The following is a 22342-nucleotide window of genomic DNA, read 5'->3' as shown; positions in this document are numbered from 1 at the left end:
ACTCATTTAGCATCGGGAAAGAGAAAAGTATCTTTATTCTTAAAGTTAGGCTTGCGACTTTCTCATAACATCATAAACTAAGAATGAGTTATCACTTGGAAAAGATGATAATATCAATAATTCTTGCGTTTATTATATGGATATAATGATCATTAAATGATCATATTAGTGCTGTAAACCGTAACAGTAACCTATAGGGATGTAGACATAAGGATTATGGCAACAATTACAGTTGTTTCTTCATGCCTGGCGAAGCAAAGTCAATATTGGGTACACACTATTGTAGAGCGACTGGCAGCTGAACATTTCACTATAGAGCAACAGCGGCCTTCTTTATCTGCAATTTCACCACCTCATCGAAAAGTGATTTTGGTGTGTGAAACATCAATTTCTGATGTTGCACCAATAGGCTACCAGATGCTTTTTGATGAAATAAGTCAGGTTAGCCCTATTTTAGCGGGGTTACACTATGGTGTCATTGTTTTTACACCTCTCACCGTCATGAAACATGTTGGTCATTGTTCGACCACACTTATTGATGAACATTTACTTGAACTCTATGCAAAACGTATTTTGGAGCCGTTAAAACTAAAACTTGATCAGACTGAAAGGGTTGACCGCAAATTATCAGCATGGCTCAGTCGTTGGTTAGCAAATACGCAGGTTCCTCAACATATACAATGTTACTCTTAGCCGATTGGGAGGATGATCGTATTGTTGTTATGAAAGGTAGCCTTTATTATCTCAGTCTGGTTTTATATCAGGTGATTTATAAAAACTATATTGGTAAATATCTCTGTTTTTTAGTTCTATTTTCTTGCTTAATATTATGCTCATCAGCAGCGCTTGCTGACTACGACTTCCCTATAAAAAACCCGTTTTTTGCTACCATTGCGACATCTCCGCCAGAGTTTAGACCACAGCTTATAGATGAAAGTGACATTTTAGAAAAAACATTTAAGTTGAAAATTTTTCCTAAGCGTAAGGTTCCTAAAAACCTTTGGGATGTTGCAGAGTTACCTATTCATATTGCTTGGCAGGAAAATAAAGCGCCAATCGTTGTTGTTATTGCGGGTACAGGAGGAAGTTATAATGAACAGAAGATGGATTATTTGAAGAAACTTTTCTATGGTGCAGGTTTACATGTATTACAAATATCCTCTCCTACAAATTATGACTTTATTACGTCAGCATCAACCACGTTTGTGCCAGGTATTAGCCCGTATGATGCGGTTGATTTATATTATGTTGTTCAGAAAGCCTTTGATTATATCCAGCAAAACTTAAAAATTAACGTTTCTGAGGTATTCCTGACAGGTTATAGTTTGGGGGCATTAGACGCTGCATTTTTAGGCGATCTTGATGCTCGAGAAAAACGAATTAACTTTTCAAAGATATTATTACTCAACCCTCCAGTTAATCTTTACACTTCAATTACTCATTTAGATAAAATGATTCATGCTAAGATACCAGGTATTGAATCAGCTGAACAATTTTATAATCATATTTTTAATAAATTAGCTAAATTTTTTGCAGAGTATGGTCGAATTAATGTAGACGATGCCTTTCTTTTTGACTTACAAGGTTCAGGTCAGGCCATGACAAGAGAGGAAATGGCTGCACTGATTGGTATTGTGTTTCGATTTGCGGTTGCTGATATGAACTTTACCTCAAATCAACTTGGAAAAACCGGCATTTATTTGCCTGTGAAGCAGCGGGTGACGGTGAGTACATCATTAACACGCTACCTGCGTCGGGTACTTGTCTGTGACTTTGAGTGTTATGTTAAACAGCGGGTTTACCCATACTGGAAACAGGAAAACCCAGGCAAAACGCTGACTGATTTTATGAATAATGTGAGTTTAAATCGTATTCAGAGCTTTTTAAAGAACGCTAATTATATAGGGATTATGACCAATGCCGACGACTTTATTTTGGGAGAGGGGGATCTGCAGTTTATTAAGGATACTTTTAAAGATGAGCGTTACACCATATACCCTTATGGTGGGCATTGTGGAAACTTAAACTTTAAACAGAATGCTCGAGATATACTGGCATTTTTTGATTTGGCGTTAAGTCGTCAGGAAAAAAGCTCATTATGAAATATTTTCTTTTCATCGCCTTAAATTTAATGGCGTTTTCGAGCTATGCTGATAAGCAATTACCAGAACCTGCGAAAGATGGCTTTAAATACCCTTTAAAAACGATTGATTATACACAGGAAGTTGACCGTTTAACACCGAACCCTGACAGTTTAGATTTTCTCATTGTGTATGATCCTTTAGAAGGAATAAATCGAAGAGTCTATAAATTTAATTATCTTTTCGATGAATATGTTTTTTTGCCCGTTGTTTCTGGATATGAAACCGTTACTCCCGAGTTTGTGAGAGCGGGTGTATCAAATTTTTTCTCTAATATTGGTGAAGTCCCCACCATCGTGAACTCAGTGTTACAGTTGCAAATAAAAAATACCGCGAAGAGTGTTGGGCGCTTATTAATAAATACAACCTTAGGTATTTTTGGTTTATTTGATCCTGCATCAGCAATGGGATTGACTGCATTTAAAGAAGATTTTGGACAAACGTTGGCCTACTGGGGGGTTGGGGATGGGCCTTATCTGGTATTACCTTTTCTAGGACCCAGTAACTTGAGAGATTCAACAGGTATAGTAGTGGATATTGTTACCGAAAAAGAAGTTAATTTCTTAAATGTTGCGGATGTTAGAAATGATCATAATGAACTTTTTGCTTTGCAAGCCATTAATCAACGTTATATAACACCTTTTCGGTATGGTGATTTAGGCTCGCCGTTTGAATATGATTTAGTACGCTATTTATATACTGAAGCAAGGAAGTTAAAAGTTGAAATAAAAGAAAATGTCGATCAGGAAAGTCTGAGTGAGTAGTTGAAAATCAATTGTTTATTTTAAACTTACAGCAAAGAGTTAGAGATGCTCAGTTAGGCTAGTACTTAGAGCGATCACTTATCAATTAGCTTTGTAAAAGTCGTTTGTCTAAAGCTCCTTTATACAATACTTGGATAACTCCGGTAAAACACGCCGTGAATCCATCCCTGTAGGCTTGTTTGCCGCTTCCTTGCGGCAAACATTTCAACATGAGCTACCCAAGTGTTGAGCGATATATTGTGGTAAATAATATTTATCGACTTGACTCATTTATTTTTTTACTATGATTTTTTGTACCTTATTTTTATAATTTTTTTCAAGATATAAAAGAACCTCTTTTCGTTCATTATTTTTTGCATAATCTAGAATTGAATCACCTAGTTCATCTTTGGCTGTAATATCAGCGCCCTGTTCAATCAAGTACTTTACTGTTTCCAAAGAAGCATGTTGTGCAGCATGATGTAACGGGGTGCGAAGGGTGTGCTTTATATCATATTCGCATCTCAAACTGGATAATTCACTGGCTGATTTATACTTATGGTTGATATTGGCTCCTTTCGATAGTAAAGCTTGTATGGCTTTAACATTGTCAAATTGAATAGCGTAATACAATGGTGTTTTTCCAAAAGGGTTTGCTAAGTCCACCTTTGCACCAGCGTTAATTAGATAGACCAATATTTCTGGATGATCTAAGGTCAAAGTTAATAAGCTTTCATGACCACTATTTAGAAACTGACTACCACCATTATCAATAATATACTGGATAAAATTTTTGGGTTTACCCAGGACCAGAGAGGCTCTAAATATTTGCTCTATATGCTCATCACTATCTAGCTGCTTAAATAGAGACTTGAGTTCAGGTAAGGTGGTTTTTTCAGTTATTTTTAGTTTTATTAAAGAATTTTTTGAGGAAAATGAATAATCACCATTGTTTTCGGAGTAGGTGCCAGCTGCCCAGTCTACAAATAGCATTATGGCATTTTCAGCACTTTCTTTAGCTAAGGGAGCTGAATAGCTGAAGTTTTCCATATAATGTTGGGTCAGTCTATGAATAGACTTGTTCATTTCTTCTAATAAAAGCATATATAGACGATAATTATAGGGGCTTTCAAGTGACCAATGATATAGATAATCAAAAGTAGCGTTTTTTTTGAAAGAAAAGATTTTAGGAGATGCTTTTGCTTTAGCATTTATGATGGGAGGCCAAAAGCCTGCCGTTTGCAGGCTAAATTTAAAGTACCGATAGTGAGCATAGTAAATAGTACCAGTACAACCTTGTATATACTTTTCACTTCTAATATTAGTCGCAATACGGTTTAAGTTTTCTAACAAGCTAATATTTGCCAAACTTTCTCGACAGTCTTCTATTTCAGTAAAACCTCTGTATCCAGACCCTAAATCAATATCCGCATCATCCCCAAAAACAATCTCTGGAACCGATCTCATTTCGTGGCAGGTGACAGTTTTATCTTCAAATATGTTCAAACTTGTTGCCTTGAAGTGGGCATCCACTTTATTTCCTGAAAGTAAAGTATCTGGGCCTAATCTTCCTTGCCATTTACCTTTAATCTGGATTATCTGGTTATCAAGAATACTTGCATACCCGACAAATTTCTCATTTATACCACTCTCTTTCGTGGTGAATAATTTAAGGTCCTTGTCTTTGAGTGTTCCTACTAAGCCAATAGGCTTTCCTATTCTTTTATAGAAGTAGTGTCCGGTTACTTTTCCTGCATCATTTATAGATAAGTTAAAGGTAACGGGTACATCGTTTACATTCCCATCACTATTGAAAACATAAGCCGAATTGGCAGAACAGCTAGCAAAAATGACTAGAAAAGCTAAAAATTTCATTCAGTTACTGTCTTATTGTCTGGTTAATACTTTCAGTTAAAAAACTATGCTTGTTACCATCCCTGGTAATCGTATGTAAAAAAAGTGATTAGTTATTACTCATTTTTCGAGTAAATATCCAATTATCATTCGTTGATAACTGTTCGTTAAGTTGATAGCCTGACTCGTTAAACTGTTTAATTTCAGCAGGATGCACGATTTTATTTTGAATAATATAGCGTGCCATCATACCTCTCGCTTTTTTTGCATACATACTGATTATTTTATAGTTCCCATTTTTGTAATCCTTGAAGCTAGGGGTAATGATATCGGCATTGAGTGATTTCTTATCAACGGCTGAGAAATATTCGTTTGAAGCCAAGTTGACCAGAACATTATCCCCCTGTTTATCGAGTTGCTGGCGAATAGTTGTAGTTATTGTATCTTGCCAGAAGTCGTACAGTGATTTTCCTTTTGCATTGGCCAGTTTGGTTCCCATTTCCAGGCGATAAGGCTGGATAAGTGTCAATGGTTGAAGTAAACCATAAAGACCAGACAAAATGCCAAGATGGGTATTAGCAAACTGTAGGTCTTCCTGCGTAAATGAATCGATATCAAGTCCGGTATAGACATCGCCTTTGAATGCATAAATTGCTGGACGACTATTCTCTTCATTATGTTTTTCTTGCCAACTGGCATAACGTGCAACATTTAAGCTTGCCAACTTATCGCTTAATTTCATGAGTTGGCTAATTTCTGAAGTGGAATACTGGCGAAGTATTTCTATTAGCTGGGTAGGTTGTTGTGTAAATTGAGGATGTAGCACTGAGAGGTTATTAGGAATTGGGCTACTAAAATCAAGGGTTTTTGCTGGAGAAATAAGCATTAGCATCGTTGTATTCTCTTCAATACTGGAGGTCTATACTGCTTTTGCAGAGTATTTATTAGTCTCTTAGGGAGTTTGACTCTTAATTAAAGTCACTATACCGAGTGAATATCAGGGAAGTAAAGATCAGAAGTGAATCGATGGTTTGCTGATTGCTATCGTTTAGTATGGGAGCTGAGAAAAACGGCATTATTGAATAACCCCATTACCCCGCATCATGAGTATAATTATCATATCCCTTTTGTAAGGGATATTTCATATGCTATTGCGGAGATTGATGGTTGCAGCTGAAAAATCTAAGAGCAAAGTTAAGGCTATATTCCGGATTGGTTCTATTTGCATTTGTGTTAATGCATTTGATTAATCACAGTATGGGGTTGATTGACATTCATTGGCAAAATACCGCTCGTCAATGGCTACTGGCTCCATGGAATACTGTAGTTGGCCAAATGGTCATGTTTTTGGCTGTTTTTACTCACATGGTTAATGCAATTTGGGTTTTAGCCAGGAGAAATTTTCAGGGTATAGCAGGTTGGGAATGGCGTCAGATTGTTTCTGGTTTGCTGATACCCGTTATGCTGGTACAACATGTGTTGGCCACAAATGCTTTAGTGGATCGCTTTGCCGTAGACCATGACTATCTTTCTATCCAATTGATTTATTGGTCATTAGCTCCAGAGAAAGGCATATGGCAGGCAGCTACCTTATTGTTGGTTTGGTATCATGGCTGTTTGGGTATCCATTATTGGTTGCGCGTTAATCGTTGGTATCAAAATCTGCAGGGTTACTGGCTGGGGGGCGCGGTGTTAATACCAGTTTTAGCACTTGCGGGGTTTATAGCCAGTGGTCGGCAGTTGTTGAGAATGCTCGATGAGGCGCTCATTGCAAAGATAGAAACGCAAGCTAATTTCACAGAGGATTACTTTTTTGCGGTTGAAGATTATACTCGTTATGCCTGGCTGGTCTATGTGGTTATTTTAGCCTTACCATTAATGGTACGCTGGCTGAATTATTTGTGGTTACAGCAGCAAACAGTTGGACAGCTTTGTTTAGCCAGTGGTCAAAACATTCGTCTTATTCGCAATACCTCACTGTTAGATACCTTTCGTCAGCATGATATTCCTCATGCGGCTATTTGTGGTGGACGAGGAAGATGTACAACCTGTCGGGTATTAATTACTTCAGGTGAAGTATCTTTAGCCCCACCTAATGCCGTTGAAAAGCAAGCATTAGATAAAATAAATGCACCTGCTCACACCCGCTTAGCATGTCAGTTATATCCAACAGGTACAATTTCAGTGCAGCCGCTTTTATCTCCAGATGTGAGAGCTTCAGCAAGTAAGCGGCCTGGTGGGCTGGATGGGCATGAACGTGAGGTTGCGATACTCTTTTTAGATCTTCGGGACTCGACCCGTTTAGGGGAGCAACGTTTACCCTATGATGTGTTATTTATTTTGAACCAGTTTTTTGCGGAAATGACGGCTGCGCTACATGATACGGAAGGACACTATGCTCAATTTGCGGGCGATGGTTTGATGGCATTATATGGTTTAGAAGAAAACAACCAGGTGCGTGTTTGTTGGCAAGCATTAAAAGGGGTCGCGTTAATGCAGGCTAAACTGGTCCATCTTAATGGGTTATTGTCTTCTGAATTATTAGCGCCATTGTCGTGTGGTATAGGCTTACATTTTGGGCGAGCCATTGTGGGTACAATGGGGCCACCAGCGGCACAAATTATTAGTGCAATTGGTGATGATGTAAATACTGCTGCAAGATTGGAGCAGCAAAGCAAGGTGACGGGATACCCTATTATTATTTCGAGTGCGTTTTTATCAATATTAGCTATAGATACTAACGAATGGCCAGGCTATACCATACAGTTGAAAGGGAAAAAACAAGAAGTCACTTTTTATGGGTTTTATGAGATTCCAGAAGCCTGGTTGCTTGATTACGGTTATTAAATTGTTAAAAATAATTCATAAAATAATCATGAATATTCGATGTTAATTTGTTGCAGCCAGTTAACTAGCTGCTAAGCTCATATTTGAGTTGATTTACGGTGTTTTAAGTTTTTTTCAAGTGTTGGTAAGCTAGACTTAAGATTGTTTCCCAATAATCTATACCCTTCGTGAATCTGAAACCTCTTCACTTATGGGTATATTTACGCTTAAGTGAGTAGGTTTACTAAGTAAAGTTAAAAGATAGAAAAACTTATTCCATAGGGAGATTGGAAAGTTATGTCTACAGAAATTAAAAGTTACCATGTTTTATTTTATGGTGGTCCAGAAGGCTATCAAACTAACCGTGCTCAAATAGCGTTGTATGGTTCAGATGGTAAAACAAAAGGATATGTCCGGTTTAATGATCCTGGTATGCAGTATGAAAATGATTATGAAAGTGGTGGCATTATTCGGATGCATTTACCATCAGCTATGTTTGAAAATGTAATTGATGTATTACGCAATGAGAAGCCCGTTTATCTATACTTCGCCCAAAGCAGAGGTTTCTTGTCAACGTCGAAAGAACCTATTGGTGAAGGTGAGTAGTCACGTAACTATTCCCTTATTTAGGGGATTCTTTGAGTTTATCTTCCCTGATGTACATTACCCTTGCCTTTAGCAGGTCAGTAACTGACCTGCTTTTTTGCGTTTAGGGTAAAGATTTATTATGATACCTCCTCGTTATTGAAGCCTGCAGGGTATGCAGGCAACTTGTAGCATTAATCATTTGAAAGCAGAAATTAGGACGTTAAACAATGGCTACTTCACTTAAACCTAAGCGCCGAGCATTGGGTAAACAATTGGTTATGCAGCGACAGTTTCGCAGCCAGACCGAGAAACCCAAAAAAGGAAAAGGCTCATACAACCGCAAGGCCATAAAAAAAGCCTCCAAGTATTCATGCTCGGAGGCTTTTTTTATGGCTGAGATTGATTTGCGTACAACAATGAAAGCTGCTTGATTCTTTGAATAGCCACTTCGGTTAAAACCTTCCTCTTTTCTTGACTCCCGCTAAAATTGCTACATTATGTCACTGATGAATGCTCTGTATTGGGATGCAATGCTTGATGATCCTTCTAAAAGATTTATTAGCGAATATAAGACAATGTGATAGCTGTAAGGAACATTTACCTCTGGGACCAAACCCTGTACTGCGAGCAAGTGAAACAGCAAAGATTCTGATTGTGGGCCAAGCGCCTGGAACCCGCGTTCATGCTACTGGTATTCCATGGAATGATCCAAGTGGTGATCGATTACGTATATGGTTAGATTTGGACCGTGAGCAATTTTATGATGAAAGCAAAATTGCCATTGTTCCTATAGGATTATGTTATCCAGGTAAAGGTAAAAGTGGTGACCTTCCGCCTCGTCCAGAATGTGCGCCTAAGTGGCACCCATTGCTCCGTCCATTAATGCCCAATATTCAGTTTACCCTGCTTGTAGGGCAATATGCTCAGCAATACTACTTGCAAGATCAGCATAAAACACTTACAGCACGCGTGAGTCATTGGCATGAATGTTTACCTGACTATTTGCCATTACCTCACCCATCTCCTCGAAATACGTTATGGCTAAGAAAAAACCCATGGTTTGAGGGTGAAGTTGTACCTTTTCTGCAAGCACATATACGCAAAATATTATTATAAAGTGACTGGCTCTATTACCTGTATGGATTTAACTTGCACGAAGGTAATGCTGTCTATTATCTACTAGCTGGTAACGTTCCATAAAGCACTGAATATCTGGCTTAGGGATGATGTCTGCATGTCGAATAAAACGTTGTAAGTCATGATTACAGCGTTTTTTTACATTGAATACACGCTTGGTTTTTTCTAAATCAATTAAGCAAACTTGGAAGTAATCAGGGTTTTCTGCATTAGTGACAAAAATATGTTTTGGATAAAGGCAGTTATGGACTAAATGATGATTGTGAAAGGTACGTAGGCATGTTGCCAGGGAGCTAAGTAATTTTTCGCGTGTTGGAAGTGTTGCTTTTGGATAGCGTTGATACCAGCTTTCTAAGCTACAGTAGCCATCAAGCGCTTTGGTGATTAAAACGGCTTGTTTTTTGCCACAGTGATTGCGCTCTGCGTAGAGTAGTGGTTGAGGAGCCCCGATACCAATATGATAAAGTCGTTTTAAATTATTAAACTCACGAGAAAAAGTAGGAATTCCTGTGATGGGATGGTGAAAGCTAAATGTATTATGGTTTTCCTGACGCTTTATGAATATGTTGATGTGATTACCTGAAGAAGTAAGCAACTGATGCTCACTGACACCACTCCAGCCATTTCGGCGGTGATTTGGAGGCTCAAACCACGGTAGCTCAGTTTCCCAGATTTGTTCAAAGCTACTAAGTTGATTTTGAGTCAGAAGATCAGCAACGGCTTGTGAGGCAACAATAAAGTGATTCATACGGCTTCGCTACCACTTTGTATTTATTATTGTCACCGTATGGTAATGACATTGCCCTTGAAGGGAAATGTCATAGCCTTTAAGTAGTTCTCACTTTTAAAAAATATTAAAAACTAAAATTAGCTGCAGCTAAATATAGTCTTATGATTGCGGTAACTGTTGCATTAACTTATTTTGAATATGAGTAAACTGGGACAAGTCTTTGAAATACTCATTGAAAAACAGGTTTAAATGTTGTTTGGAAAAGCCTGAGGCATGGCGTAAAAAGCAATCTAAGTCCTTATAACGGCCTTGCGCAGAAAGAGGGGTATAACGCACTTTCTCTAAATCAATTAGGCGTATATCAAATTTATTTTTTTCGTCGGGTTTAATAAAAATATGATTAGGATATAAACAGTAATGTGCGAGTTTATGTTGGTGAAGCTGTTTAACAATGGCGGCAAGTTGTTGAAACGCCAATGATATTTGATTTTCATCCGGTTTACTTTCATACCACTGACCAAAGCTTTGAAAGTTTTCAAGTGCTTTGGTAATTAAAATAGCTTGATGGTTTCCTTTTACTTTTCGCTCTTGGTAATACACTACTTCCAGGGTAGGTATATTGAGAGTCTGTAATTTCAGAATACTAATCAATTCACGACGATACGTTGGTTCCCCTGCAAAAGGATGGCGCAAACTACGTGTGTTGTGATTTTCTTGTCGCTTTATAAAGTAGCGGTGTATGTGTCCGCTATTATCCATTAATGGGTATTCGATAACACCACTCCAGCCATTACGACGATGGTTGGGGGGTTCAAACCAAGGTGTTGTTAAGTCCCAGAAATCGCTAAAGTGGATAAGTTGCTGTTGCTTTGCAAGTGTGGCAAAAGAGGGACATAGATACTGCATATCAGTCCTTAATTTTGCTGGCGTGAAGTGGAAAGCGTGTGAAGCTGCCAGCGCCAGTTGATGAGAGGTAAATACTTGAAACCTGGAATAAGTAGCCAGTAACACACGATACCTGAAGTATCAGCCAGTAGATCCAACAATGAGGCTGAGCGGTAAGGGATAAAGTACTGCACCACTTCGATAAATACGCCATAACTCAATAAAAACAGCCATTTCTGGTGGTGAAAGGAGCTTGTAGGCCATGCTGCATCAACTAAATAGCCCAAAACTAAAAAGGCAAATCCATGCTTAAGTTTGTCGCTGGTGTGTACGAGAGGATCAATAACAGCAGGACTGAAAGCAAGTATTGAAATTGCAATCAGGCAAATGCCTAACGCTAGACGGGCCAGTAACACATAATTATTTTGTAAGAATTTAGTCATAATTTGCAAAACGTATTAATAGTCATATTTTTGGCCGAAGTTTAGATGGCTTGTGCTGAGATTGCTGTGATCGGTACCGCGCTATTTGCTGCCAAGGGTCTTGTAATATCATTGAATCACCAGGTTGTAACTCCCCTATGTGCCAAGGTCCCATTTGCGCACGTATTAATCTCAATGTTGGAAAGCCAACTGCAGCAGTCATACGTCGGACTTGGCGGTTACGCCCTTCAACTAAAGTAATGGCTAACCATTGAGTAGGAATTGATTTACGCTCTCTGATTGGGGGGGCCCGCAGCCAAAGTGAGGGGGGGGGGAGAATCAGTTCAATAGTTGCAGGGAGCGTTAAGCCATCATTAAGCGTGACACCATTGCGTAACTGCTGTAAGGCATCATTATTGGGAATGCCTTCTACCTGTACCCAGTAGGTTTTGGGTAGTTTGTGCTTTGGATGAGCAATTGTGTGCTGTAAACGACCATTGTTGGTTAAAAGCAGTAGGCCTTCACTGTCACGATCTAAACGCCCTGCTGCATAAATATTTGGAATCGTTAAATAGTCAGAGAGCGTTTGTCTTTGTTGGTCATCAGTAAACTGTGACAGCACTTGGTAAGGCTTATTAAATAGCACGACAATGTCATTCGTATTGGGTTGAGCGACTTGTGAGCGTTGGGTTTTCTGCTTTATCTTTGAATGTTTAAAGGGCATTGTGGTGTTTTAACCTTTAAACATAGTAGACAGGTGAATACATAGAATTATAAGGAGTGAATTAACAGTCAGTTTAAGGTGAATCATATTAGCTACGGGATAACCTTATTGGCTGCAGACATTATTTGGTGAGCATTGAGTATAACATGCTAGTTCTGGCTTGAGTATGTGGTGATAACGCTATGAATATGAAGTGTTGGGTAAGGTGGTTGATAGCGCTTAGCCTGATAATTGTGGGAGCAGGTTTTATATTAGCGGGGTGCAGTTCAACTTATCAGGGACCTGTATCTGATCATTTTGATGGGACGTACTTTTATAATATTGTGCCCACAAAGCGCAAAACATTATGGGATATTATCCGTTGGCGTTGGCATAGTGTGGATAATGATCACTGGCAGATTTTCAGCGTAAAGCCTACGAAGGTTAAGCCTGCTCGGATCAACTCAGGCATTAAAGCGACATTTATTAACCACGCTACCGTACTTATACAACAGGATAAGTTAAATATTTTGACTGACCCCATTTGGTCTGAGCGTTGTAGTCCTGTTAGCTTTATTGGCCCTAAACGTTATCACCCACCTGCTTTGGCGATTGAAGATTTACCTCCAATTGATGTCGTTATCATCAGTCATAACCATTATGACCATTTAGATTTGCCAACATTAGTAAAACTGGACAAGCAATTTAATCCGAGGTTTGTCGTTGGTTTAGGTAATGGCAAGTTGTTACGTGATGCCGGGATTAACAAAGTGTATGAGGTTGATTGGTGGCAAACGTTACACATTTCTTCTTCTTTTAACATAACAGGTGTACCTGCCCAGCATTGGTCAACAAGAACACGCTTTGATATGAACAGATCGTTATGGCTAGGCTTTGTACTGAAAGGAAAGCAGGGTACAACGTATTTTTCGGGTGACACTGGGATAGGGCCTCATTTTGAGCTGATTAAGCAGCGATTTAAGCACGTGAATTTGGCGCTTCTCCCCATAGGTGCTTATTTACCTCGATGGTTTATGGCTGATAATCATCTCTCACCTAAGGATGCGTTATCGGTTCATCAACAGTTAGCGGCTGACTATAGTATGGCTATTCACTTTCGTACTTTTGATTTGGGCGACGATGGTCAGTATCAAGCTGCAGATGAATTAACCTCACTATTGGATCAGCAAGCCGACGAGCTGCATGGGCAATTTATTGTTCCCAAAGTAGGTGAGCAGTTGCAGCTATAAACTGAAATAGTGATTAAAGGTTTCTTTGTGAGCTGATCATATCTTAGTCAGTATTTGTACGGATTGTAGTCAATAGGTCTATTGACCAAAATGAAACGAGATAAGCTGCACCAAGCCTTATCTTATCATGTTCGTTCTTGTCTCGCCTGGCTGTTAAGCAACCAGGCTTTTTTTATGGGCATTTTTTTTTGTCATTTTCGGAGATAAGAACGTAGTGTATACCTTACCTGTAGTTTTTAACGAGACTTCATCAATTCCTTTCAATCAGTACCCGCCAAAGCTATCAACAACAACTGCTTTGATAATGTAGGCAATAACACCAAGGCAGAGCGCTCCAAATAACACAAAAGAACCGAACTTTCCTGCTTTTGTTTTTTTGGCCAGATCAAAGACAATAAAAAACATAAAAATAATGAGTGCAGCGATAAGGCCTTGCATGAAAAGCGCTTCGTATTCTTCCCAGCTCATGGCGATACTCCAGAGAAAACGGCAAAAAAACAGCGCCATAGTGTATCGCAAAACAATGTTATTGATAATCGTTTGTTTTAAGCCGCTCTTATCGCTTTCTTGATGTGACTGTTTTTGTCACTTGTTGACCTTGTCAATGACAAAAAAAGTAACTAAATCAGCAGCTATGGTGACATGAGTCTCATTTTATTTTTGTTTTTGTGATGCGTTTAACGTTAATTTGGGGCGTTATTTTGGCACATTAACTGCTCATTGTGCAGTGTTGTATTTTATGCCTCGTGTTGAGGTATATCGTTCCCTTAGTCAGCGTATGTTGCTTAAATGCTCTTGGGGAAGCAAATAAAAAGAGTGGTTTTGCAGTGTGTTGAGAAAGATATGCCAGGTTTACAATCTCAAAAACTATTCCTGCGTGTGTACATACGTGGTTAGTCATAGAGGTTGCTTAAATACCTTATTGATAGGTGATGGTGTATGACGCTTACGGGAACATTTTACAAGCCTGAGGGAAAAGTTATGTCGTTTAACACAACAAACGAAGCATTTCAGTCTGCTATGTCATTAGTGCTTGGTAGTGTCTCAGATCAAAATCAGATTAATGCTTTACCCTTGCTTAAATTACTTTTTTGCGTGTATTTACCTGAAACGGCAAAGTTAATCACCAACTATCAATTAAAATATAGCAATGAGAGTAATTCAGAAAATTGTGATTTAATCTATCAAAAGAGGGTTATTGTTCAGCCAGATAAATCAGCTTTGCATCATACGTTTTATAATATTCCCCAAGAGGCTATACGATATACCGGTATTGAAGTTCATTGCGGTCAAAAAAATGAGGAATTTCCTCATGGACTTGCATTTCGTCAGCCTACATCTTCTAGTGCGATGCTTTCAGTGAAGGAAGGTATTAGTGAGCTATTACGCCTAGCGTTGCATACTAAACCCGTGCTACCAGTGATTGTTGCTGGTAAAAGTATGGCTGGTGGAAAGGCGATCCGTATTTATCGGCTGGAGTTATCTGCAATCCAGCATTTAAGCAAAATGGTCAATAGTGGTATTCAGCAGGTTATTACTGACAAGCTACAACGTGTTTTTCAAAAGAAAGTAGCTTAGATTTTAAATACTAAACTCGTTGTGAGTCTTCTTTACAACGAGTTTGTATAAATCCTTGTGTGGAGAACCAGTACTATTTCTCTTCTGAAATACTGATGCCTAAGTGACTAGTTTCATCATTACGAGCCAGGGTTTTTATCTCTTTTATTAAAGAGGGCGTCAGTTTAACCTTAGCAAGGGTATCAAGTAACTCATCATAAAAATCAAGCTGCTGTAGATACAGTGGATGCTGTTCTATGTATTGTTGTAATTCTGTGCCTTTAAGCTCAGGGACCTCACTGTATTTTAGAAATTGTCCAATTGTTTTTAATGCTAGCTGTGCAATACCATCGACTTCTTCTGAGCTGGGAGATAAGGCACAGTTCATCGCCATACTTAAACTCAGCATGGCATCAGTGGCTGGGTGTACCCCATACATATCAAATGCTTCCCGGTCTGGAATGTGCTGTTCTATTTGTGGTAGCCACTTTTCCAAGGCTGCTTGATTTTGTTGGCCTGAGGCAAAGTCCCAGAGTAAGTTTAAAGCTTGTCTAAAAAGCTGTATATCACCAAATTGAGTTAATTCCAAAAACAGCTGATAGTTTGGTGCGCTTCGAGTAAGAATTGCCGCTGCAAAACATATTTGCTGGGGGGGATTTAATGTGTCTAGCGTGGAAAAAAATGAAGGGGTTTTCATAGCTTTTAATTAACGAATAACGCTCTCACAATTATAGTTATGACTGTTTTATAGCTTGTTCTTTCAGCTTATGCGCGAGACATAAACTTTCCAGTATTGGTATTGACTTTTACTTTTTCACCCGAGGTTATGTATTCGGGAACCTGTATCTCTAATCCTGTTGTTAGTGTAGCTGGCTTGGTTCGACCTGTAGCTGTTGCGCCTTTGATGCCTGGGCTGGTATCAGTGATTGTTAGCGTCACTGCTGTGGGTAGTTCAAGCGCAATTGCCTGATTATTGACCAGTAATACAGTGATATCCTGATTTTCTTCGGGCAAGTAATATACCTGATCTCCAATAGTATCTGTTGTCAGGCTATATTGCTCATAGTTTTCAGTATCCATGAAGGTTAGCAGGCTATCTTCACGAAACAGTATAGTGCACTGGCGGCGCTGGAAATCGGCATCTTCAAGCCAGTCGTCACCAGTGTATGTTTTTTCCAGTTTTTGTTGTGATGGAATCAGTGTGAACCGGACTTTGTACAATGTTTGAGCGCCTCGAGATGAAGGTGATTTCACCTCAATATCTCGAACCAAGCCTAGTGAATTGCCTATGTTTACCACAAGACCTTTAGCTAAATCACTTGCTTTTGGCATATGGGAAAGTCTCCATTTACTGTAAAAACGTCTGCCGAGATGACTCAAGGTCATCGGGGGTGTCTAAATGTATATGCTTAATTCTGTGACCAATAAGTTGCACAGTGCCTTTATATCGGTGCTCACCTGTTTGTGTAAACTCAAAGCGATAGTATCTGAGTAAAGTGATTGAGCCTTGTTGATTGCGTGTGAGTCGTGTTTTGATATTGGCGACAGTGTCATCCAACAGTTGTAGTTGTAAATCTTCACATGCACGTTTTCCTGCTGCTCGGGCAATATCTTTGCATCTTATGCCATCAAGCCATAACCAGGTAATTGCAATGCATGTACATATAATGAGTCCTTCAACCATAGTCTTTTTTGTACTGAGTGGATAGAAACGATGAGTATAACGTAACTTGGGCAGAGGCATGTTATGTTGAAACACAGAAATTGTATATTGGCAGGTTGCAGGAAGGAGTAATGAAAAGTTGTCTAGCAAGTGATGGCTAAACAGGGAGATGCGTTTGACAGCGTTGGTTAAAACAAGTGAGACTGATAATAAAAACGCCAGAGGACATGCGGAATGATTAAATTATATCGCTTTGGACCCGGCCTGGGATTACCGGAGTTAAGCCCTTTCTGTATGAAAGTAGAAACATTCATGCGCATGTTCGATATACAGCATAAGTCTCAATTTATTCGTAATCCTCAAGCTGGGCCAAATGGAAAACTTCCCTTTATAAAGGCCGAGGATCTATTAATAGCTGACTCTTACTTGATTATTGATTACTTGGTTGATCGGTTTTCACTGGATATAAAGCATGGGTTGTCTGTTAAAGCGTTAGCTCATGGCTACATGATGTGCCGTATGCTGGAGGAGCATTATTACTGGATATTGATGTATAGTCGTTGGGTTGATAAAACAAACTGGCCAGTGATAAAAAGTTTATTAATGGAAAATATGCCTCCAGGGGTTGGGAGTTTTATCTCGCTTATGACTCGAGGACATGTTAAACGACAGTTGCTTGCTCAAGGCTTAGGTCGTCATAAGCCTGATGTTATTTATCAGCTGGGCTGTCGAGACTTAACAACCGTTGCTGATTTATTGACTGGATCGTCATTTGTGTTGGGGGAGGAACCAACAGTATATGATGCTGTTGCTCATGCTTTTCTGGTTGGGACTCTGTGCACTAAATTTCCCTCTCCACTGCAGCAACATGCTCAGTCATTACCTGTTCTTATTGAATACTGTGAGCGAATAAATCAACGCTACTACCCTGATGGGGATTAGCGTTTAGGACGAAAGCTATTGATTGTTGAACAACGTTTTACGGGAAACTAGCGGTATTACAGATAGCGGTATAGCAAATAGATTCAATGATACGCTGGCCGAAATAGCCTCCACTATGCGAATCGAATTACTTGCATTTAGTGTCGTATACTGATTATGCTAGTGTTTTTAGAGATGATTTTAAGAATAACTGCTAAAAACGTATGTTTTTATGTGGTTTTATAAATCACTTTCATCCTTTTTCTGTTTTATTAGCTACACTGGATAGTAGTGAATTTGGCATATTTTAATGCCAGTAAATAAAAACAATACACAACACTTGAAAACGGGATTCATCAGTTGTGAAACGAAGAGTCTTTCTTGAAGGGGTGTTAGCAGGCTCAACCGTAACCGTATCATGTGCGTTTATGTGGGGACAGTTAGCGAAGCAGGCAAAGCATCAAGCGGTATTGCCTGGTGAGCAACCGATTGTTCTAACTGACCTGGAAGATATCCCGCAAACAATTATTGAGACCATAGCCACTCAACCAACAACGACCAAAGACGCTTTGGTGGTTCCTGAGGGGAAAAGTCACGAGTATTTTGCTATTGATACGCTGACTACTGGTGAGTTTGCACAGCCAGAGCAGTTATCTTATGTGCAGCCTCAACAACTGAACTTTCTGGAAACCCCAAAAGCTTCATCCGCAAATGTTGCTCAAAGTTACCAAGCTAAAATTGATAATTTTGATACTTATCACGAAGGCGATGTTGTACTTTCTGAGCAAAGATATGAGCTTCTAAAGTCAACATTAGCCAGCCTTACAGAGGCACAACGTATTGTTGGGCATGGTAATTTTAATATTATTAATTTGGATACTATGCTGAAAACCTATGCACGGTATTCAAAGCGAGGAGCATTTCCAAAGGAACAGCTTGATTTTATCGATGAAATTTTTTCTGCAGAAGCAAAAAAATATGGTTTTTTTGGTGAAAAAATAATTACTCAACTTTCTGCAGAAGTTCCTGAAAAAGAAATCAGTAAAATCCCTGGAACAGGGCATTTTCTGTTTCATGGAGAAGCGCATAAGCTCTATGACAAAGTGCGTTCTGAAGTGGGTGACTCACTGGTTCTTACCTCTGGCATTCGTGGCGTCATGAAACAGCTGCATTTATTTATGGCGAAGGCTGTTCATGCCAAAGGGAATTTGTCTCAAGCTTCACGATCGTTAGCACCACCTGGGCATTCCTATCATGCTATTGGTGACTTTGATGTTGGCTGTCAAGGCTTGGGTAAACGTAATTTCACTAAGGATTTTGCTGAAACTGATGTATTTAAAAAATTGCAGGACCTTGGCTATGTTAATATTCGCTATACGCTGGATAACCATTATGGTGTCCGTTATGAGCCTTGGCATATAAAAGTGGTTTAATTCTTTTTCACCTATCTGCTGGATAAATTAAGGTAGGTCATCCTCAGTAAAAGGTAGTGTAGGGCGAGGGTATTGCGGCGCTAATTGAGATAGTGCCTGGTGGAGGATACTAATGATCAGCCAGTCTCTAAACCAGGGGTGATTAGCAGGAACAATATACCAAGGGCTTGCGAGGCAATGGGTGTGCATAATAATGTGCTGACAGCCCTGGATTGATAGGTTCCAGTTTTTTTGAATAACCTGGTCATGCTGATCTAACATCCAATGTTTTTCTGGGTCTCCTAAACGTTGGATCAAGCGTCGTCGATGTTCTTGTTTACTGATATGTAAATAAAACTTGATAACCAAGGTATGGTTGTCACTAAGCAGTTGTTCAAAGTTATTGATATGTTGAGACTGTTTAAGTAATTGTAAATTGTCTGGTGGCTGTGTTGTTATTTCGAGTTCATGAATAATATCGTCATAATAACTGCGGCTAAATACAGCAATATGACCTAAAGCAGGTACTCGCTGATGAAACCGATATAAAAAATCATGAGCTCTACTTAACACTGTACTTTGAAAGTCATGAACCGCAAGACCTTGGGGGTTGAGTCCATAAAAAACATGTTTAATGGAGTGAGCCTTCCCTGCAGAATCTAGCCCTTGAAACAAAAGTAACAGAGAGGCTTTTTTTTCAGCAAGCATACATTGCTGTAAAGCACTTAACTCATGGTGCAACTGCTCAGTTTCTTTCTTGAGAAGGGTTTTGTCGGCATTGAATGTGTAATTTGGATCATATGCCTTTAAGTCAAGATCACCTTGAACGGGGGGATTGAAGTAGGCAATATCCAACATAAAGGCTCTCACTTACACCATATTCTACTCACACAAATCACTTTGAAGTGGGCTTTCCTTCGTGTCTACCCTTACCGGGCCAGCCAAGCTTTTGGTTATGTGGCTTTTCCTCCTAGCGAATCATTTAATGACTCGCTGAGGAAAATCTACTGTCATTGCACTCAAACCACATGTTCCTGGCCAATAATGGTTGGACTCTTTGATAAATTTAGTTTAACAACTCAAGCCCGCAAGCACGTATCTGCAATAATTGGATGTAAGTGAGTATTTACTGTTAGGTGAGGGTGCTAATTTCTTGATGCAAGGTATTGCTCATAATCAGGAATACTTCGCTCGTATTTCTCTTCCATAAGTGGTGAGCTGATTAAAAAGTCTGCAGAAGTCAGATTACAGGCTATGGGGATATTCCAAACTGCAGCAATACGTAACAGAGCTTTAACATCTGGATCATGAGGCATTGGCTCAAAGGGGTCCCAGAAAAAAATCAAAACGTCAATTTCACCGGTAGTGATTTTAGCGCCAATTTGCTGATCTCCACCCAGAGGACCACTAATCAGTTTATGAACAGGTAAATTGAGTTCTGATTCAATAAGTGCACCTGTTGTACCAGTGGCAAATAATTTATGCTGACTCAGTTGTTGTAAGTTTTTGCTTATCCAATTAATAAGCTCTTGTTTTTTATTATCATGAGCAACTAAAGCTATCTTTTTATTTTGATCCATTTCGGCGTTTTTATACTGCATAACACACCTACCTAAACCATGAGTGGAGTAAAGTAGACCAGTTTTGAGTTTATACACCTTGCTACGGGTATATCCTTCTTTGTGAGGATGATATTTGCTACTTACATCAGTAGCTGTAAGGCTCCTCCACAATGACTTCACTGGTCTAAGGTCAAGATCATCTCACTAGTTAAGTCTAACTGCTATGACTTAACTCCTAATTATGTATTAACAATCAATAATACGAGCACTTAATTGTCGATTAGCTCTACCTATACAAAATGAGGGTATCCAATAGCTGATACCATATCCAAGTAAAATACCTCGTAAACTTTGTGCCAGCAGGTATGGCCACTCTTCCGTCAGCAAGCCTTTAATAAGTATACCGCTGCTTACCCAATATATGAGGCCAATTCCTAACCCCAGAAGAATATAAGGAAAGCTGATGATGAATGTTGTATTTGGCCTTGTAGACATTAACGTGTGATAGCCCAAAATAAGTCCAGCAAGCAGACAGCAGTCTCTCATTAACCCTTTCAATGACCATGGGCTATGAGTAATGTCTATAAAGGTTTGATGATAAAGAGAAAGTGTGCCTGATAAAAAAGGAGGAGGGTTTATCAATCGGTAGTTCATGGCGATGACAAGTAAAAAAGTGATTGGCACAAGAAGTACTAAAAAGCGGTGGTTTGAGGTGCTATTCTGGCACAGGCTTTTTAGCTGCGGGAAAAGTCCAAGGCATATCAGGCCAAGAAGAATACCTGCCAGGGTTTGGGAAGGAAAGTGGACGCCCAGTGTGATACGAGAAATCGCTGTTAACAGCACGAGAACAACAGCCACTAGCCAAAATAGCCAATGCCGTATCCATAGCGCTAATCCGAACCAAAACACAGTTGCACTAAGAGCGTGTCCTGAAGGCATACCAAAAGCGGTATCAGGCAAGTTGAGGAGAAGTTCTGGGTTGAGCCAATAGGGCCGTGGTGCCGCAATGAGTAATTTAAGTAAGCTGTTAAGTGCACTACTAAAGAGTAATAGTAATAATAAAGGCAGTGCCTGCTGGTGATGATTTCGCCAAATTAAAAGTACAAGGATTAAGACATAGGCCTCACCATAGCCGAGTATGGAAAGCCAGCTTAACCCACTGACCATCGCTGAAGGCAGCGATTGAAAAAAATCGATAATAGATAGGTCCAGGGATAAGGTCATTGCAACTCCACTAGCATTGATAATGTGAAATAACAGGCTTCACATTAGCAGGGTTAGTTTTTCCATTTGATATTACAACCGATACTCGGTTTTTGTTCAGAACTAATGGAGGTATTGCTCAGTAATGCATCCATTGCTGCTCGGAGATCTTGTCCTGTGATAGGTGTTGAATTGCCAGGACGAGCGCCATCAAATTGGCCTCGATACACACAGCTTAGATTATGGTCAAACAAAAAAAAGTCTGGTGTACACTCTGCGTGGTAAGCTCGTGCGACCTGTTGACTTTCGTCGTGTAAATAAGGGAACGGAAATTGTTTTTTGTTGGCCAGTTGTTGCATCTTTTCAGGGCTATCATCTGGATGAGTTATTGCATCATTTGAGCAAATAGCCACAATGCCAATTTCTTTATCAAGATAGTCATGCCCTAAAGTGATGAGTCCCTCTAAAATATGTTTGACATAAGGGCAATGGTTACAAATAAACATAACCAACAGTCCTGCATCTTTTTTGACTTGATTTAAAGATAGGTATTGTTGATTAATGGTATTAAATAGATTGAAGTTAGGGGCTTTTGTGCCTAGTGGCAACATTGAAGAGGGAGTAAGAGCCATAGAAAGTCCTTTCTTTTTCGAGAAAATAAATCCTACCGCAACTGAATTATACTGCAAGCGTATAGGTATTATGCTACATTGACAGCGGTTAAAACATTATATCCTTCACTGAG

25 protein-coding genes are annotated in these 22342 nt (G+C 39.3%); 11 read left to right on the top strand and 14 right to left on the bottom strand.

Translation table 11 applies throughout. From position 1 onward, the window contains the following. Window positions 1–216: 216 nt before the first annotated feature. The 3 genes from KCG35_RS03145 to KCG35_RS03135 are packed head-to-tail and all read left to right on the top strand — an operon-like array spanning window position 217 to window position 2905. Window positions 217–693, top strand: coding sequence for a hypothetical protein (locus KCG35_RS03145; protein WP_215818207.1), 477 nt, complete (start codon window positions 217–219; stop codon window positions 691–693). Further along, a complete protein-coding gene (locus KCG35_RS03140; RefSeq protein WP_215818206.1) occupies window positions 681–2102 on the top strand; it encodes a hypothetical protein in 1422 nt (473 codons plus the stop codon). Before KCG35_RS03145 ends, KCG35_RS03140 begins: the two co-directional genes overlap by 13 nt. Beyond that, window positions 2099–2905: an MlaA family lipoprotein gene (locus tag KCG35_RS03135; RefSeq protein WP_215818205.1), complete on the top strand. Its 807-nt coding sequence runs from the start codon at window positions 2099–2101 to the stop codon at window positions 2903–2905. The genes KCG35_RS03140 and KCG35_RS03135 overlap by 4 nt, the downstream gene beginning before the upstream one ends. Before the next feature lie 270 nt (window positions 2906–3175). On the opposite strand, the gene KCG35_RS03130 is transcribed toward KCG35_RS03135, so the two are convergent. Then, entirely contained in the window at window positions 3176–4759 is a 1584-nt protein-coding gene (locus tag KCG35_RS03130) for an ankyrin repeat domain-containing protein (RefSeq protein ID WP_215818204.1), read from the bottom strand. 88 nt (window positions 4760–4847) lie between these two features. Further along, complete coding sequence (yaaA, locus tag KCG35_RS03125) at window positions 4848–5630, bottom strand: peroxide stress protein YaaA (protein WP_215818203.1); 783 nt, start codon at window positions 5628–5630, stop codon at window positions 4848–4850. A gap of 344 nt (window positions 5631–5974) precedes the next feature. Between yaaA and KCG35_RS03120 the strand changes: the two genes are divergently transcribed. From KCG35_RS03120 to KCG35_RS03105, 4 genes are all read left to right on the top strand, one after another. Continuing rightward, window positions 5975–7585 (top strand): adenylate/guanylate cyclase domain-containing protein, encoded by a 1611-nt coding sequence (locus KCG35_RS03120; RefSeq protein WP_215818202.1) that lies wholly within the window; start codon window positions 5975–5977, stop codon window positions 7583–7585. A gap of 276 nt (window positions 7586–7861) precedes the next feature. Next, a complete protein-coding gene (locus tag KCG35_RS03115; protein ID WP_215818201.1) occupies window positions 7862–8170 on the top strand; it encodes a hypothetical protein in 309 nt (102 codons plus the stop codon). A 209-nt stretch (window positions 8171–8379) separates the two neighbouring features. Further along, window positions 8380–8583 (top strand): alternative ribosome rescue factor ArfA, encoded by a 204-nt coding sequence (gene arfA, locus KCG35_RS03110; protein ID WP_215818200.1) that lies wholly within the window; start codon window positions 8380–8382, stop codon window positions 8581–8583. A gap of 106 nt (window positions 8584–8689) precedes the next feature. Then, entirely contained in the window at window positions 8690–9268 is a 579-nt protein-coding gene (locus KCG35_RS03105; RefSeq protein ID WP_215818199.1) for a uracil-DNA glycosylase family protein, read from the top strand. 28 nt (window positions 9269–9296) lie between these two features. Here the strand turns inward: KCG35_RS03105 and KCG35_RS03100 are convergent, their stop codons facing one another. From KCG35_RS03100 to KCG35_RS03085, 4 genes are all read right to left on the bottom strand, one after another. Next, window positions 9297–10037: a lipopolysaccharide kinase InaA family protein gene (locus KCG35_RS03100; RefSeq protein ID WP_215818198.1), complete on the bottom strand. Its 741-nt coding sequence runs from the start codon at window positions 10035–10037 to the stop codon at window positions 9297–9299. Between the two features lie 141 nt (window positions 10038–10178). After that, window positions 10179–10925 (bottom strand): lipopolysaccharide kinase InaA family protein, encoded by a 747-nt coding sequence (locus tag KCG35_RS03095; RefSeq protein ID WP_215818197.1) that lies wholly within the window; start codon window positions 10923–10925, stop codon window positions 10179–10181. Window positions 10926–10933: 8 nt separating this feature from the next. After that, entirely contained in the window at window positions 10934–11347 is a 414-nt protein-coding gene (locus KCG35_RS03090; protein WP_215818196.1) for a VanZ family protein, read from the bottom strand. Between the two features lie 22 nt (window positions 11348–11369). Continuing rightward, complete coding sequence (locus KCG35_RS03085; RefSeq protein ID WP_230408972.1) at window positions 11370–12050, bottom strand: pseudouridine synthase; 681 nt, start codon at window positions 12048–12050, stop codon at window positions 11370–11372. Between the two features lie 182 nt (window positions 12051–12232). On the opposite strand from KCG35_RS03085, the gene KCG35_RS03080 reads away from it, so the two are divergent. Next, entirely contained in the window at window positions 12233–13279 is a 1047-nt protein-coding gene (locus KCG35_RS03080; protein WP_215818195.1) for an MBL fold metallo-hydrolase, read from the top strand. 264 nt (window positions 13280–13543) lie between these two features. Here the strand turns inward: KCG35_RS03080 and KCG35_RS03075 are convergent, their stop codons facing one another. Beyond that, window positions 13544–13747 (bottom strand): DUF2788 domain-containing protein, encoded by a 204-nt coding sequence (locus KCG35_RS03075; protein ID WP_215818194.1) that lies wholly within the window; start codon window positions 13745–13747, stop codon window positions 13544–13546. Window positions 13748–14260: 513 nt separating this feature from the next. Here KCG35_RS03075 and KCG35_RS03070 point away from each other — a divergent pair. Continuing rightward, a complete protein-coding gene (locus KCG35_RS03070) occupies window positions 14261–14857 on the top strand; it encodes a hypothetical protein (RefSeq protein ID WP_215818193.1) in 597 nt (198 codons plus the stop codon). A 73-nt stretch (window positions 14858–14930) separates the two neighbouring features. Here KCG35_RS03070 and KCG35_RS03065 read toward each other — a convergent pair whose 3' ends face one another. The 3 genes from KCG35_RS03065 to KCG35_RS03055 form a co-directional block, all read right to left on the bottom strand. Next, window positions 14931–15533 (bottom strand): DUF416 family protein, encoded by a 603-nt coding sequence (locus KCG35_RS03065; protein WP_215818192.1) that lies wholly within the window; start codon window positions 15531–15533, stop codon window positions 14931–14933. Window positions 15534–15601: 68 nt separating this feature from the next. After that, window positions 15602–16168, bottom strand: coding sequence for an elongation factor P-like protein EfpL (efpL, locus tag KCG35_RS03060; protein WP_215818191.1), 567 nt, complete (start codon window positions 16166–16168; stop codon window positions 15602–15604). Window positions 16169–16184: 16 nt separating this feature from the next. After that, complete coding sequence (locus KCG35_RS03055; RefSeq protein WP_215818190.1) at window positions 16185–16580, bottom strand: DUF3301 domain-containing protein; 396 nt, start codon at window positions 16578–16580, stop codon at window positions 16185–16187. Between the two features lie 153 nt (window positions 16581–16733). On the opposite strand from KCG35_RS03055, the gene KCG35_RS03050 reads away from it, so the two are divergent. Beyond that, the gene (locus KCG35_RS03050) at window positions 16734–17441 is read left to right on the top strand and encodes a glutathione S-transferase family protein (RefSeq protein WP_215818189.1); all 708 of its coding nucleotides are present in this window, start codon (window positions 16734–16736) and stop codon (window positions 17439–17441) included. Between the two features lie 341 nt (window positions 17442–17782). Then, window positions 17783–18853 carry a M15 family metallopeptidase gene (locus KCG35_RS26895; RefSeq protein WP_215818188.1) on the top strand — a complete coding sequence of 357 codons (1071 nt, stop codon included), beginning with the start codon at window positions 17783–17785 and terminating at the stop codon, window positions 18851–18853. Between the two features lie 27 nt (window positions 18854–18880). On the opposite strand, the gene KCG35_RS03040 is transcribed toward KCG35_RS26895, so the two are convergent. From KCG35_RS03040 to KCG35_RS03025, 4 genes are all read right to left on the bottom strand, one after another. Then, a complete protein-coding gene (locus tag KCG35_RS03040) occupies window positions 18881–19690 on the bottom strand; it encodes a polyphosphate kinase 2 family protein (protein ID WP_215818187.1) in 810 nt (269 codons plus the stop codon). Window positions 19691–19977: 287 nt separating this feature from the next. Next, on the bottom strand, window positions 19978–20433 hold the full coding sequence (locus tag KCG35_RS03035) for a methylglyoxal synthase (protein ID WP_215818186.1): 456 nt from the start codon (window positions 20431–20433) through the stop codon (window positions 19978–19980). A gap of 207 nt (window positions 20434–20640) precedes the next feature. Next, window positions 20641–21618, bottom strand: a complete 978-nt coding sequence (locus tag KCG35_RS03030) for a phosphatase PAP2 family protein (protein WP_215818185.1) — start codon at window positions 21616–21618, stop codon at window positions 20641–20643. A gap of 53 nt (window positions 21619–21671) precedes the next feature. Beyond that, window positions 21672–22229 carry a thioredoxin family protein gene (locus KCG35_RS03025; RefSeq protein WP_215818184.1) on the bottom strand — a complete coding sequence of 186 codons (558 nt, stop codon included), beginning with the start codon at window positions 22227–22229 and terminating at the stop codon, window positions 21672–21674. Between the last annotated feature and the right edge of the window lie 113 nt (window positions 22230–22342).

This window comes from Zooshikella harenae, assembly GCF_018837975.1.
GTDB lineage: Bacteria > Pseudomonadota > Gammaproteobacteria > Pseudomonadales > Zooshikellaceae > Zooshikella > Zooshikella harenae.
This window is presented reverse-complemented; position numbering and strand designations above follow the sequence as displayed.